The organism is Flavobacterium commune (genome assembly GCF_001857965.1).
Classification (GTDB): Bacteria; Bacteroidota; Bacteroidia; order Flavobacteriales; family Flavobacteriaceae; genus Flavobacterium; species Flavobacterium commune.
On the sequence record NZ_CP017774.1, the window covers coordinates 2,854,643 to 2,868,512 of the forward strand.

Annotated in this window: 14 protein-coding genes and 1 pseudogene; 4 read left to right on the plus strand and 11 right to left on the minus strand. The window is 34.3% G+C overall.

Translation table 11 applies throughout. The annotated features are described in order from the left end of the window. Window positions 1–4: 4 nt before the first annotated feature. From BIW12_RS11915 to abc-f, 7 genes and pseudogenes are all read right to left on the minus strand, one after another. Window positions 5–463 carry an SRPBCC family protein gene (locus BIW12_RS11915; protein ID WP_071185317.1) on the minus strand — a complete coding sequence of 153 codons (459 nt, stop codon included), beginning with the start codon at window positions 461–463 and terminating at the stop codon, window positions 5–7. Between the two features lie 171 nt (window positions 464–634). After that, on the minus strand, window positions 635–1,189 hold the full coding sequence (locus BIW12_RS11920) for an REP-associated tyrosine transposase (protein WP_071185318.1): 555 nt from the start codon (window positions 1,187–1,189) through the stop codon (window positions 635–637). 232 nt (window positions 1,190–1,421) lie between these two features. Next, window positions 1,422–2,408: a bacteriophage abortive infection AbiH family protein gene (locus tag BIW12_RS11925; protein WP_071185319.1), complete on the minus strand. Its 987-nt coding sequence runs from the start codon at window positions 2,406–2,408 to the stop codon at window positions 1,422–1,424. 430 nt (window positions 2,409–2,838) lie between these two features. Beyond that, a complete protein-coding gene (locus BIW12_RS11930; protein ID WP_071185320.1) occupies window positions 2,839–5,010 on the minus strand; it encodes a TonB-dependent receptor in 2,172 nt (723 codons plus the stop codon). Between the two features lie 16 nt (window positions 5,011–5,026). Then, window positions 5,027–5,374 carry a DUF6660 family protein gene (locus BIW12_RS11935; RefSeq protein ID WP_071185321.1) on the minus strand — a complete coding sequence of 116 codons (348 nt, stop codon included), beginning with the start codon at window positions 5,372–5,374 and terminating at the stop codon, window positions 5,027–5,029. 71 nt (window positions 5,375–5,445) lie between these two features. Beyond that, window positions 5,446–5,898 (minus strand): DinB family protein, encoded by a 453-nt coding sequence (locus tag BIW12_RS11940; RefSeq protein WP_071185322.1) that lies wholly within the window; start codon window positions 5,896–5,898, stop codon window positions 5,446–5,448. Between the two features lie 156 nt (window positions 5,899–6,054). Then, window positions 6,055–7,641, minus strand: a pseudogene (gene abc-f / locus BIW12_RS11945) (ribosomal protection-like ABC-F family protein). A 265-nt stretch (window positions 7,642–7,906) separates the two neighbouring features. On the opposite strand from abc-f, the gene BIW12_RS11950 reads away from it, so the two are divergent. Further along, entirely contained in the window at window positions 7,907–9,439 is a 1,533-nt protein-coding gene (locus BIW12_RS11950) for a SulP family inorganic anion transporter (RefSeq protein ID WP_071185323.1), read from the plus strand. A gap of 88 nt (window positions 9,440–9,527) precedes the next feature. Here the strand turns inward: BIW12_RS11950 and BIW12_RS11955 are convergent, their stop codons facing one another. The 4 genes from BIW12_RS11955 to BIW12_RS11970 all read right to left on the minus strand — a co-directional run bounded on the left by BIW12_RS11955 (window position 9,528) and on the right by BIW12_RS11970 (window position 12,260). Beyond that, entirely contained in the window at window positions 9,528–10,475 is a 948-nt protein-coding gene (locus BIW12_RS11955; RefSeq protein WP_071185324.1) for a DUF6807 family protein, read from the minus strand. Beyond that, window positions 10,472–10,975 carry an SRPBCC family protein gene (locus BIW12_RS11960; RefSeq protein ID WP_071185325.1) on the minus strand — a complete coding sequence of 168 codons (504 nt, stop codon included), beginning with the start codon at window positions 10,973–10,975 and terminating at the stop codon, window positions 10,472–10,474. Before BIW12_RS11960 ends, BIW12_RS11955 begins: the two co-directional genes overlap by 4 nt. Then, window positions 10,953–11,291 carry an ArsR/SmtB family transcription factor gene (locus tag BIW12_RS11965; RefSeq protein WP_071185326.1) on the minus strand — a complete coding sequence of 113 codons (339 nt, stop codon included), beginning with the start codon at window positions 11,289–11,291 and terminating at the stop codon, window positions 10,953–10,955. The genes BIW12_RS11960 and BIW12_RS11965 overlap by 23 nt, the downstream gene beginning before the upstream one ends. A 123-nt stretch (window positions 11,292–11,414) precedes the next feature. Further along, the gene (locus BIW12_RS11970) at window positions 11,415–12,260 is read right to left on the minus strand and encodes a class I SAM-dependent methyltransferase (RefSeq protein ID WP_071185327.1); all 846 of its coding nucleotides are present in this window, start codon (window positions 12,258–12,260) and stop codon (window positions 11,415–11,417) included. Between the two features lie 286 nt (window positions 12,261–12,546). On the opposite strand from BIW12_RS11970, the gene BIW12_RS11975 reads away from it, so the two are divergent. Genes BIW12_RS11975 through BIW12_RS11985 form a run of 3 tightly spaced genes read left to right on the plus strand, consistent with a single transcriptional unit; the run spans window position 12,547 to window position 13,812 of the window. Continuing rightward, complete coding sequence (locus BIW12_RS11975) at window positions 12,547–12,735, plus strand: hypothetical protein (protein ID WP_071186373.1); 189 nt, start codon at window positions 12,547–12,549, stop codon at window positions 12,733–12,735. Between the two features lie 43 nt (window positions 12,736–12,778). Then, window positions 12,779–13,258 carry an RNA polymerase sigma factor gene (locus BIW12_RS11980; protein ID WP_071185328.1) on the plus strand — a complete coding sequence of 160 codons (480 nt, stop codon included), beginning with the start codon at window positions 12,779–12,781 and terminating at the stop codon, window positions 13,256–13,258. A gap of 2 nt (window positions 13,259–13,260) precedes the next feature. Further along, on the plus strand, window positions 13,261–13,812 hold the full coding sequence (locus BIW12_RS11985; protein ID WP_071185329.1) for a hypothetical protein: 552 nt from the start codon (window positions 13,261–13,263) through the stop codon (window positions 13,810–13,812). The last annotated feature ends 58 nt before the right edge of the window (window positions 13,813–13,870 follow it).

Consider the following 13,870-nt stretch of genomic DNA (forward strand, 5'->3'; position numbering starts at 1 on the left):
ATTCTTATTTTTCACAAAGTTCTTTCAGCTTATCGAGTGCTTTTGGGAAGTGCTGGTTCATATAATCTACAAAATCTTCAGTGGTGTCTAAGTCAACAGTAACGATTGTTGTGCCATTATTTTCTTCGAAGCTATAGTTTTCAAATCCGTTTGCCCATTTTTCCACTTCCGGTCCTGCTGTAATTTCCTTGTCAGCTTTAACAAGACCATAATGTTGAATCGACACAAATTGGTTGGGAATGTTTTCAGCTATTCTGGAAACCATACCTCCCTTTTCGCTTTTCTCATCTACTCCAATAAACAGCATTTTATTTCCTTTGTCCCAACTTCCTTCATAGGTCGATGTCGGGTTAAACAAAGAAGTCCATTGCTCATAAGTTGATTTATTGTTGATGCCAAGCATAAAATCATAAATCTTGGTCACAGGGGCATTGATGCTTACTTTGAATTGTAACTTTTTCATAATATTAATATTGGTTTAAATTATCTCGTTTTGATTTTAATAGCTATCGGGTTGCTGTTTGGGTTTTAAATGGTAGATTTTTGCCTAAGATATCTGGTGCTCGATTGCATCGAGTACCTACTTACGTTTGATGACTAAATAGAGCATTTGCAATGCGGCTAATTTAGCAACTTACCATAAAGGTTCTACATTTACATTACAAAAAATAGTATTGTCTTCTTCATAATTTCTATAACTGCTATTGACATAATCTCTTTGATGAAAGACAATTTCGGCTTCTACAGGATTATAATGAATGTAATTTATTCTTTGTTCTATTTTTTCTAAAGTGTCTAATATAACAGGATGAAAACCATCCTGCCATAATTTATAATCTTTTGCCTTTCCTGATTTTTGTGCTTCATAGCTGAATTTTCGCAATAGCCATTCTCTTCTGCTTTCGGGATGTTCTTTGATGGCTTCAATTAGTTTTTTGGAAGTGAATTTTTTAAAATCCCGAATAACATTTTGCAGCTCATCATCAAACGCTGTAACAATTAAATGTATATGACTACTCATATAAACATAAGCATGTACACTTAATCTTTTTTCTTTGATACAATAATTTAAAGAATCATCTATGATATTGCAATAGACAGGTCTCACCAATAAATCTACCCAGTCTACTACCGTTATAGTTATAAAAGTGGGGACGGTACTATCAATAACTTTATATTTTTCAGACATTGATATATTTGTTTAAGAATTATTTTTTTAGTGAACCGCGTTGCAAACGCTACGATTTATCTATTCATGTAAGTAGGTACTCGATGCAATCGAGCACCAGTGGGGTAAGTAGGCACTCGTTTTGCAAACGAGCGCCAGAGTGGTATTTACTCACTGTTGTAGGCACAGAATGCAATTCTGCGCCAACGTTTTCGTATATCCTATCGATCGGGGTTGGGTCCCTATAAGTTCTTTACTTTTTTAATATTTCTTTAAACATTCCAGTATCTAAAGCAACAAAAATGTTACTACTTACTTTTTCAATTTCTTCATTTGATAAATTTGTTTTTTTCAAAAAGTAGTTTATCATTTTTCTTTTTGTTCTATTATTTTTATAACCGATTCTTGGAGAAATAACTTCTTCCCCTTTAGTGAAAATTATTATTGGAATATTTCTTTCTTTTAATCTATTACCAATTAATTCCCACCAAATATTGTCTGTGTCGCCCAAAGAAGAACCAAATATGCAAATTATCTCAGCCTGTGAAATTTTTGTTTTGAATAAGCTATCTATAGTATGACCATACGCAATATTACATTTTTCTTTTACAATTGCTTCCAATACATCAACATTCTTGTGGAATTCTTTATTTTTTAATTGAGAAATATCATTTATCCCTAAAACCATTCTATCGTCAACATAACCGTGAATATGCTCTACATTTCTTAAAGTGACGGGATTGGTTTCTTTTATATGATTTCCAATTTTAATATTTTTTTTATTCTCAATTATTTTTTCAATAATTGAGGTATAGTTAAAAGTGAAAACATCAACTACCCAAGCATTATTTATGAAGCTACTTTTAAATGTATTTATTCTATTTGTATCAGCAACAGGAAGATAAATTTCCGGTTTTACTAGATTTTCAAAAAATTTTTCTTTGTCAACTTCAAATTGAAATTTTGATTCTTCTAATTTCAAATATTTTGCTAGTTGTTCTCCGATATCTTCAAAGACTTCATCAAATTCATCAACTGTCGAAAATTCTTCTGTATATTGCCCCAATGCAAGTTCTAAATCAGACCAGTTATTATAATTACTTGAAATATTTGTCTTTAAATTATTTATACTATTTTTTGTTGATTCAAGAGATTTATAAAAATCATAAAAATCCTTATAGCTTGTTTTTAAACCAAGGTTTAAATCAAAACCATTTCCAATTATATGTAATATTTTCAATATTGTTTTTTTAATAGATTTTTTATTAGGTTCTTGTACTCCGTTATTATCAATTAAATTTTGTTGACTTTTACCAATATGAACTCAGCTAATATAATCTTTTGATTACATTCAAATATATAAAATATTCCTACAAATCAAAACTTGTCTTTTTATAATATTTATTGATAGCAGGATTTGCGTTGAGGAGGGAGCGGCATCCTTTTATGAAGCGTAGCGAAATAAAAGATACAGCGTCCCGATAGCTATCGGGAAACCTGACCTCGTTGAAAAAATCCAGAATTTAATAATCAATTTTTTCAACGAGGGAACGCCCCAAAAAAACAACCTCTTTTAAAAGGATAAAAGAGGTTGTTATAAAAAGTTTGCTTTAAAAAGTAATTAAAACACACCCCTAACCCCTCTCAAGAGGGGAATTGGGTCGTTTAAATTAATGTTCTTTATTCCCAAAAGGCTTTATGATAATTCCCAGACTGAAAATAAATCCGTCGGTAGGAGCATAAATTTCTGGAAAAACAGGTCGGTCGTGTGTAGGTAAAACCAATGGTGAAAAACGACTTTGTCTTCGGTCAGTAAAGTTTTCAAAATTAGTAAAGAGCGCTCCCCATTTAAAATTGCGCATCAGTAAAAATCCCATTGTGGTATAATCAGTGGTTTTAGTTCCATTCGATAACAATTGTTGTCCGGTGTAATAGGTTTCAAAACCAATGCGCCAGGCTTCACTTTCATACATAATTACACTGCCCGCATTGTGCCTTGGAGTCAGTGGTTTTTGTGGGTTTCCTGCCAGATAATGCAAACGGGCATCAATAAATGCATAGTTTAAAAACCATTTAAAATCCTTGTAATTGAACTTGATGTTGGTTTCGGCACCTTTGCTTAAAATCACTTCAGCAGCATTTTCAAATTGGAAATTGGTTCCGGAGCTATTTAATAATAAGGCATTTTGAATAGCGGTAACATAAAAAAGCTGGTTTGCTGAGAATCCAATTTCGCCCAAACGCGTTTGGTAATTAAAATCATAATTCACCCCATACGAACGTTCGGCTTTTAGATTGTCTTTGTCAATGCCTAATACATTTTCGAAATTAATCGATTCAGCTTCTTCGGTAAAAATATCCGGGATTTTATAGCCTAAACCACCACCAATTCGGCTGGAAAAACCATTTTCATTTTTGTACAACAAGGAAATTCTTGGCAAAGGGAAAAATCCCCAATCGGGATTGTAATCGGTACGCAAGCCGGTTTCCAGAATCCAGTTTTCGCTAATATCAAAAATGCTATTGGCAAACAATCCATAAGTGAGTTCTTTTTGATCACGCTGCAATGCGGCTTTATCGGCTTCATCAAAATTAACCGAATACACATTTGCACCCAAAATCCAATCGGTTTTAGCATTGGCTCTTTCATAACTTACTTCGGTAAACGTATTGATTTGCTTTCCGCTAAAATTTAAATCAGGCACTTGCAACGAACGGTCAAAATAAGAAATACTGTTTTTGATATTGAAATTGCTCAGCGAATCCAGCTGCGTTTTGTATACCGCCTGAGAACTCAAACGCTTAGAAATGTTGTCTTCGGTGTACTGATGAATGCCGTTTTGCTGACTTTTAATTTTTGTCATATCGCCTCCAATTCGGTCATCGTAAGTTCCGTTAATGCCCAGCCAAAAAGTTGTTTTTTCGGAAGGATAATAAAAGAATTTTGGATTAAAAGAAATGGATTTTGTTTGGGGTAAATTACTAAAATCATCATCTTCGGGATCATAGGCTTTTTGATAATGTGCCGAACCATAAAGCGTTGTTCCAAATTTTTGATTTCGTTTACTGTAAAAAACATTGGCAGTACTTCCCAAGGCGTGTGTTTGGGTTAGCATGATGTCCAAATCAGCATCTTCATCAGGAGTTTTCGAAACCATATTCACTAAACCGGCAATGGCGCCACCACCATAAAGTGTGGACGAACTTCCTTTGATAATTTCAAATTGTTTTAGGTCTAAAGGCGGAATTTGCATAATACTCAATCCGCTGGAAAAACCGGAATACAAAGGAAAGCCATCTCTTAAAAGTTGGGTGTAACGTCCGTCAAGACCTTGGATTTTAATATTCGAATTTCCGCTGCTTAACGAAGTTTGTTGCATTTGGATTCCGGTACTTTCGCGCAAAACCATCGAAATATTTGTTGGATTCATCGTCGCTTTTTCTTCTAATTCTTCGCTATTGATAAATTCAATTCGGGTTGGGATTTTTTTAACCGTTCTGCTGGTTCGGGAAGTTTGTAAAACTACTTCTTCAAGCTCGTTTTCATTGGGTTCTAAATGAAAGACAAAAACGGTTTGGTCTGGAAGTTGAATTGTTTTTTTCAGGGTTTCGAAGCCCAGATAAGAAATAATAATCGTTTGTTTTCCATTGGAAACATTCGAAAACTGAGCTTTTCCATCAGCATCCGTAACAGCCGATTTTTGTTCTGATTCGAGATAAATGTTGGCACCAATTACGGCTTCGTTTTCAGAAACTACTTGTATTTGGATATCAGTTGTTTGTGCCTTAACCGCAAGGCATGATAATAGTATGAGCATTGCGCTCAAAAGGAGTTTATTCATTAGAAATGAAATTTAATTAATTAAAAATTAGACTTTTTGTCTGGATAATTTTAATTAATTGAGGAGGTTGCCAAATAGCAGCAACAGAATCAAACTGATAGTCAGATTGGTAAGAAGATAATACTACATTAGAAATGGCAGTATGCACTCTAAAGGTATAGTTTGTAATACTTTCGAAGGTAATTGACATTCCACAACAACTGCAAATACAAGTCACAGGGCAGGAATCATCATGATCTTCCTGATGATTGTGCCTAAGACTAATGTTATCTTTTTTAAGGTCTTCGGCATTACTTCCGTCCGAGCAAGGTTTTAAAGATAAAACAAGTATTAAAATGGATAATATGAATGTACTTATTTTCATTGCGGCAACGAAGTTAAAAAATCTATCCCATATTTTGGTTTAAATCCTAAAAAAGGATTTTTTTAGAATTGCTATTTTCTTTTGTAAAAGATATAATCGGTATTGATGGGGTCTATGCCATTTGCTGCCAAATCACTAGCAATTTGTGCCCGATGATATGTAGAATGATTGATAATATGAAAAATAATATCCTGAACCGTATTAGAAAAGACGATTCCTTTGGAATTTTTATACTCTATTTTTTTGCTTAATTCGATGCTGTTTAAAATACTTATACTTTGGTTGTAATTGGTTTTATTATGATTTTTCAAATTTTCTAAAGGTCGGATTTCCCAAACAGCTACAGAAATGTCTTGATTAAGAATTCGGGCATTCCAAATTTCCTGCGCATTAATCAAGTGGTTCAATAATTTGATGGATTTTTCGGGAATGTTTTGTTTCTCTTTTTTGAATAGCTGAATGAGTTCCTGGTTGAAATGATAATTGTATTCGAAAGTATCTTTAAAAAAATCGGTGGTTTCCATTTGGTGAGTTTTATTTAAATGTAAAGAAAAGTATTGAAATGTATGATAGTTTTTAACCATATAAGTCATTTAAGTCTTTGCTTATCTGTTGACGACTAATTGTTTGCTAAGCCCATATAAGTATTAAATTAATTTGCGAATTTGTGGTCAATTCATTTAAAGTTGAATGGTACTTTGAATATTTATTTGTTCTAAAAAATAATCATCATGAGAAACTACTATTAATGTGCCTTGATATTCATTGATTGCACGGGTTAAAATTTCGATATTTTGAATGTCTAAATTATTTGTTGGTTCGTCCAGAATGATAACATCAGGCGATTGATTATTTATGGTTAAGCAACATAACATCAAGCGCATTCTCTCGCCACCACTTAAGCTGGAGCAAACTTTATCCCAGCTTTGGTTTGAAAACAAAAAACGGTTGAGCCTCATTTTTATATCGTGTTCTAACAAAGCCGAGTTGTTAAAAGTTTGGGCCTGTTCATACACTTTTAAGCTATTATTGATTAACGAATAATCCTGGTCAATATAAACCGATTTGCATTCTGCTCTATAAATGATGCCTGATTGCGGTTCTAAATTAGCTAAAATAAGTTTGATTAAAGTAGTTTTTCCAGAACCATTTGTACCTTTCAAGGCAATGCGTTCGCCGCTTGTGATTTTAAAATTCAAATTTTCTGTCCAGAGATTTTTTGCTTCGTAACTAAAATTAATTGCTGTTGCAGTAAACAAAACTTTCCCTTTATGTAAGGATGAATTATCAAACCCAAATTTCATTTTATCAAAATCGGGCATTGTTTTACGCAATTGTTGTAAATCCTGCGAAATGGAATCTACTTTTTCAGCATGTGCATTTTTTAGTTTAGCAGTGCTGTTTTCGGCATTGTTGCGCAAAGTGTTCATCATTATTCGAGAAACTCCCGCTTTTTCCTGTTTTCCTTTTCCCCGGGAATCCAGTTTTTGTTGTCTTTCCAGTGTTTCCCGTTCTTTTTCCTTGGCTTTTCGCAACGCTTTTTCCTTGCTGTGAATGTCGTGATGCAAAGCAGCAGTTTCAACTTGTTTTTGTTCCAGATAAAAATCGTAGTTTCCTCCATAGACTGATATGCCGCTTGAACTTAATTCGCAAACCGTATCTAAATGATTGAGTAATTTTCGATCGTGACTGACTATAATCAAAGTACTTTTAGAAGATTGGATAAAATCATATAACAACATTCTACTTTTGCTATCCAAATGATTACTCGGTTCATCCAGCAAAATCAATTCAGGCTGATGAATGGTAATTCCGGTGAGGAAAACTTTCGTTTTTTGTCCGCCACTTAAACTTTCTATTTTCTGATTTAAATCTAAATCGTTTAGTTGCCAATATTTTAAAGCTTCCAAACAACGATCTTCAATAGTTCAATCGTCGTTTAACAGATTGAAGTTTACTTCTGAAGTGTTTCCATTTAAGATTTCGTGTAAAGCCTGTAGCTTTTTATCAATGCCCAAAGCCTCTGCAATGCTCAGATGGTTGTATTGCCCCACAATTTGCGGAATATAATAGGGTTTTGTCTCTGTTTTTAATTGTCCCTCAGAAGCTTGAATCTCCTGAGCAATTATTTTTAACAAAGTTGATTTTCCGACACCATTGTTGCCAATTAGAGCAATTTTATGGTGTTGATTTACAGTTAAATTGATGTTGCTGAACAACAAATCCTTATTAGGATGTATGTATCTAATGTTTTGTAAAATAAGCATAATTTCTTTCTTTAAAGAGTAATAGACGAGATAAACCCGTTGAGGTTTGCGTCTTTAAATAGTCTGAAAGAAATTAGTTATCACATTTATATGTAGTATTTTGAGTTGGCAAATATACAATTTTTTGTTTTTTGAAAATAGTTTTAAATCCAAAGAGCAGCTAATTCCGATTTAGTTTGAACAAGCTTTTAAAAAACTTACTTTTGCAATTCCTGAAAAAAGCCACTAATTGTCAGGCTTTAATATTATAATCTTCCACAAAAGAATGAAGCAGTATTTTAACTTATTTGATTTTTCGCAAAAAGTAAATTATAAAACCGAAATATTAGCGGGATTAACGGTTGCTATGACCATGATTCCGGAGTCGCTTTCTTTTGCAATTTTGGCAGGATTTCCGCCTTTAGTTGGATTGTATGCCGCTTTTATAATGGGCTTGGTAACAGCAATTTTTGGCGGACGTCCGGGATTGGTTTCCGGAGGAGCAGGAGCAACCGTAATTGTGTTGATAGCCTTAATGAAATCGCATGGTTTGGATTATGTTTTTGCCGCTGTGGCATTGGCAGGAGTAATCCAAATTTTAATAGGTTTGTTTAAACTGGGAAAGTTCATTCGATTAGTGCCTCAGCCCGTGATGTTTGGTTTTGTAAATGGCTTGGCGGTGGTCATATTTATGTCGCAATTAGAGCAATTTAAGACAATAGTGAATGGCGAAAGTGTTTGGTTGTCAGGAAGTCCGTTGTATATTATGTTGGGCTTGGTAGCTTTGACCATTGGAATTGTGTTGTTTTTTCCAAAAATCACCAAAGCCATTCCAGCTTCTTTGGTGGCAATTATGGTAGTTTTTGCATTGGTTTTAGGCTTTGGAATCCAAACTAAAACTGTTGCCGATATCGCATCGGTGAGTGGTGGATTTCCACCTTTTCACATCCCTAATATTCCTTTGAATTTAGAAACTTTACAATTGATTCTTCCGTATGCTTTGATTATGGCTTGTGTGGGATTGACCGAAGGTTTGTTGACTTTAAATTTAGTGGATGAAATTACCGGGACAAAAGGAAATGGAAGCAGGGAATGTGTGGCTCAGGGAAGTGCTAATATTTTAAACGGTTTTTTCTTTGGGATGGGCGGTTGTCCAATGATTGCACAAACTTTGGTGAATTTATCGGCAGGTTCCAGAGCGCGATTATCCGGAATTGTTGCAGCCTTAACGATACTTTGTATTGTGTTATTTGGCGCTCCTGTAATTGAAAAATTACCAATGGCAGCCTTAGTAGGTGTAATGTTTATGGTGGCAATAGGTACTTTTGAATGGATTAGTTTTCGAATTATCAACAAAATGCCAAAACACGATATTTTCGTGGGTATTACAGTCGCACTTATCACTATTGTGTTGCACAATTTGGCTTTAGCCGTATTGATTGGAGTTATCATTTCAGCATTGGTTTTTGCCTGGGAAAGTGCGAAGCGCATTCGTGCCAAAAAATATATCGATGATAAAGGAGTGAAGCATTACGAAATTTATGGTCCTTTGTTTTTTGCTTCAACTACCGCATTTGCTGAAAAATTTGACGTGCTGAATGATCCCAATGAAGTAATTATTGATTTTAAAGAAAGTAAAATTGCCGATATGAGTGCTATCGATGCCGTGCACAAAATTACCGAGCGTTATGCTAAAGTAGGGAAGACGTTGTATCTACGCCATTTAAGCGAAGACTGTCGCCAACTATTGCAAAACGCTCAGGGAATTATTGAGGTGAATATTATCGAAGATCCTACTTATAAAGTGGTTTCTAACTAGTATTTAAGTTGAATGGAATGTTTCGATTGTCAGTTCGAGCGAAGTCGAGAACGAATCCCCCGACTTCGCTCGGGAAGACATCCCAATATTATTTACTAGCATAATCGTGATAAATTTCATCAATCGGAATGCTGTTGGCATTACCGTCGTGAATGATTAATCGATAGCGTAACACAGTTGGTTTTTTATTCGATAACGGAACTGCTTTTGCTCCGGGAAACGGATAGACTGCATTTTGCATACTTTTTTTAGCCCGTAAAATCCAGGGATTTTTAGCTCCCGGGTTTTTAGGATTACATAAAATAGTAAGTCCGGCTTGATTTCCATTTGTAGCTAAAGCCCCCGAAATATCCATCCATTCGCTGGCAGGGATAGGAAGGTTAGTAGGGGTGATTTTTCCGCTTGGATCAGTAAACACAATATCATCACTAAGGCGAATTCGGGGAGAAAAGCCACCATAACCTTTTTCGTCTTCTGAGCCACCAATTTTTATATTCGGTTCGAGTGCCAATAGTGCAATTTCAATATCAATCAGACGATAATGCTGTTGTTTTGGATAGACTTGGATAGTAGTCATTTCTTTTACAAATGCTTTCTCCTTTCCGTTTTTGGATTTCCACAAAGGCGATTTCCAAAGAACGGTAGTTTGTATGGCCTTGCTGCCGTCTTTTGTTTTTTTCTCCTTTACAGAAGTAACTTCCCATTTAAAATTTTCTATTTCCCAGCCGTCGCCAATTCTTTTATCGCCAATATACAATTGATGCCAAGCCCAGAAAATCCCGCGATGATGCAAATGATCGACAGGGAAATCTTCGGTTAAAACGGTACCATCCAAAGTATATAATGGATGAATATAATTCGAACGGATGTATTTCCCATTAATCGATTTTTCTGAGGCTTGGTACGTTAAAATACTGTCTTTACCTTCTGTAAAATAGCTTTGATTCTTTTCGATTTTTAAATTGATCTGACCAAAATTGATTTGGCTACAAAAAATAATTGCTACTACTAGACGGGCTTTTTTGCATAGAATCATTTAGTTGCTTCGTTTAAATAGTCATCAAGATTGCCCAATGCCATTGTAAATCCTTCCTGGAATCCCATAGCAATGATTTGTTCCAGGTCTTCTAGTTTTTCATATTGAGCCACAATAGTTACTGTTGTAGTTTCTCCGTTCTCAGTAAAAGTATTGTTCCAAACTGTACGTGGGAAGTCGTTGTTTGTAGTGCCGTTTTCATCACAAAACGCATCCAAACCAGAAAAGCTTTTTAATAGTTCAATTTTTTTATAATCGTTTTTACACCAGTGTATTGCTCCTTCAGGACTTTCCATGTAATACAACCAAGTACCGCCCTCTCTAAAATCCATCGATTTTGTTTTGGTTTGATACGGTTTTGGTGCCCACCATAAATCTAATATTTCAGGTTTTGTCCAGGCATCCCAAACCAACGGAAGCTTGGCTGCAAATTCTCTTGTTACGTTTACGGTTTTGTTTTCTTTGTTGACAATGAAGTCAAATTGTAGATTCGTTTTCATCTGTTTTGTTTTTAAGGTTTGCTAATATGTTATCAAGTTCGTTAAAACGGTTTTCCCAAATGGCTTTAAATTGTGCTAACCATTGGTCTATTTCTTTCATTTTATTGAGCTCGAGTTGGTAATAAATTTCCCTTCCTTTTTGCTCCTGCTGGATTAATTCACATTCCGAAAGAATCCGCAAATGTTTAGAAATGGCTTGTCTGCTGGTGTTAAAATGTTCAGCAATGGCATTAGGTGTCATAGCCTGAACAGCAATGAGACTTATAATGGCTCTTCTTGTAGGATCGGCAATGGCTTGGAATATATCTCGTCTCATTTTATTTTAAATTAAGAAACCAATTAGTTGCAAATTTAAATGCAATTAATTGGTTGCGCAAATTTTTGAAGCATTTTTTTTTATATTTATAATAAAAAAATGACTCAGAGGAATATTTAAATATTATTTTTCTCCATAAATAACGAATGCACTTGAAGGAATTGAAACATTACCATCGGGAAATTTTTCATTGATTAATTCAGAAACTTCTTTTTTTATTTTTGCTCTCATGCTGTCATCGGCTTTGCTTAGCGCAGCCACAAATGGAGCTGCAATCTCAGTCATCATGGACCAATAAGTTTCATCAGTTCCGCAATTTACCGCTCCTAATACTTCGGATTCCGAGATGTTTCTAAGACCTGCTTCTTTAAACATGTTGGCAATAAATCCAGGTTTGGCACAGCGAAACATACCCGGAGCACCTTCAGGAGGAGCTTCAAGCCCCATATTTTTGTTTATGGTTCCACCAATGGCAGTTACCCAGAAGTTTTTTTCAGGACCAGCCCACACCGAAGTTGTAATTCGTCCTCCGGGTTTGAGTACTCTGGCTAATTCTTTGGCGGCCATTTGCATATCAGGAAAAAACATAAAACCCAGACGGCAACTAATAATATCAAAACTGTTGTCAGCAAAAGGAAGTTCAGAAACATCGCAAACCTGGGTTTCAAAATTTGGGATTCCTGCTTTACGTGCGTTTTCCTCAGCTATTTCAAGCATGCCTGCAGCCAGATCGGTGAATATTATTTTACCGTTTCCTATTTTTAGGGCAATGCTAATACCCGGTTCCCCTGTTCCTGATGCTACATCCAGTACGCTTTCATTTTCTTTTGGGTTCAGAAGTTTTATCATTTCATCACCTATAGGGTGTAAGAATTCCATAATCAGGCTGTCCCATTTTTTCCAACCAGGTGAAAATTTGTTCCAGGAGTCTTTTTGTTGTTCCCGGATTTGTTCAAGTTGTGCTTCCATGTCTTTTTTGTTTTAGATGTAAATAGATTTTAAACCTTATTTTAATGTGTTTTTTTGTTAGTTGGTAACAAAGTTCAGTACTCATTTTTTATGGCAATTGTTTAAAATAAATTTACGAAAAAATATTTCCTCTTGTTTTAAATCAGGGATGTTTGTTTTGTTTAAGATATTGATTAATAGTTGATTGTGTTGTTTTTAAGCCTTGCTTATTTGTGTTGAGAAAAAAATTGAAGCATGTTGTAAGTTTTTAAAAATAAAGACAACTAATGTATCAAAATCAAAACCTATGAAAACAATTATTATGATGCTACTTTTTATGGTAGTGTCTTGTGGAAAAGAATCATCTCCAGAGGGAAGATCAAAAATTAGAGATAAAAATCTTCAGGAACAGCTGGATAGTTTAAAACTTCAAAATGAGCAAATTATTGAAGATATTCGTTTGATAAAGAAAGAATTAAATATTGAAAATGAATAAGATTAGCTTATCTTAGTTGGTTTTCGAAATGAAATGATAGTAAATGGAATCCATAGAAAAAGATTTTTTAGCCACACTTTCCCGATACAATGCGATGATCCATAAACTTTGTCGGTTGTACCGTGATAGTCATGAAGATTGTGAAGATCTATTTCAGGAAATTGTTTTTCAACTCTGGAAATCCTATCCTAAATTTAGAGGAGATGCAAAAATAAGTACCTGGATGTATCGTATTGCTTTGAATACAGCAATAGCTTCTTTTAGGAAGAAAACAACCAATATTAATTATTCTTCTGAATTGCCTGATTTTGCCGAAGAGCAAAAAAGTGATGAAATCGAATTAAGACAAGAACGATTGTTTGCCGTTTTAAAATTATTAGACGATAGCGAAAAAGCCTTGATAGCCTTGTATTTTGAAGAATTGTCTTATCAGCAAATAGCTGAAATTACGGGAATCAATGAAAATTATGTTGGTGTAAAACTCAATCGCGTTAAAGCCAAAATAAAAACCTTAATGAAATAATCATGGAAATAGACGATTTAAAATCCGATTGGAATGCGGTACAGTCCATTCCCAAAAGCGAGGAAACACTATTATTGATGTTACAAGAAAACAAACATCCCGTTTTGAAATCAATTCGAAAACAAATTGTGATTGAAGTTATGGCATGGAGTTTATTTTTAATGGTGTATTATTCAATGTTTGATGGAGCAGAAAAACCTATATGGGTTAATTTGGTTTTGATAAGCACTCTTTTAATGCCAATATTACATAGCATTTATGGTTATCATTATAATAAGTATTTAGCAAATGGTTCGAATATTAAAGTCGCTTTAGAACGTCTTTATTATAGCTTAAAAAAATATGCTCTTATTGCCATAATTAGTAGAATAGGTTTTGTGTGTGGATTGTTGCTGTTTTTTAGTTACAATATTCATTTTACCACCGCTAAGTATTTTTTATTGGTATTTATTATAATTGTTTTTTTAATTCAATTGCTTGGTTTATATCGAATTTGGAGAAAGCGTTTGAGTATGCTTAAAAGTATGATTGTAACGTTTTTCGATTCGCAGTAAGATAATACGTTGTTTTTTCTTAATTTCTTATCAAAAAATCACTAAAAGTGGGTATTGC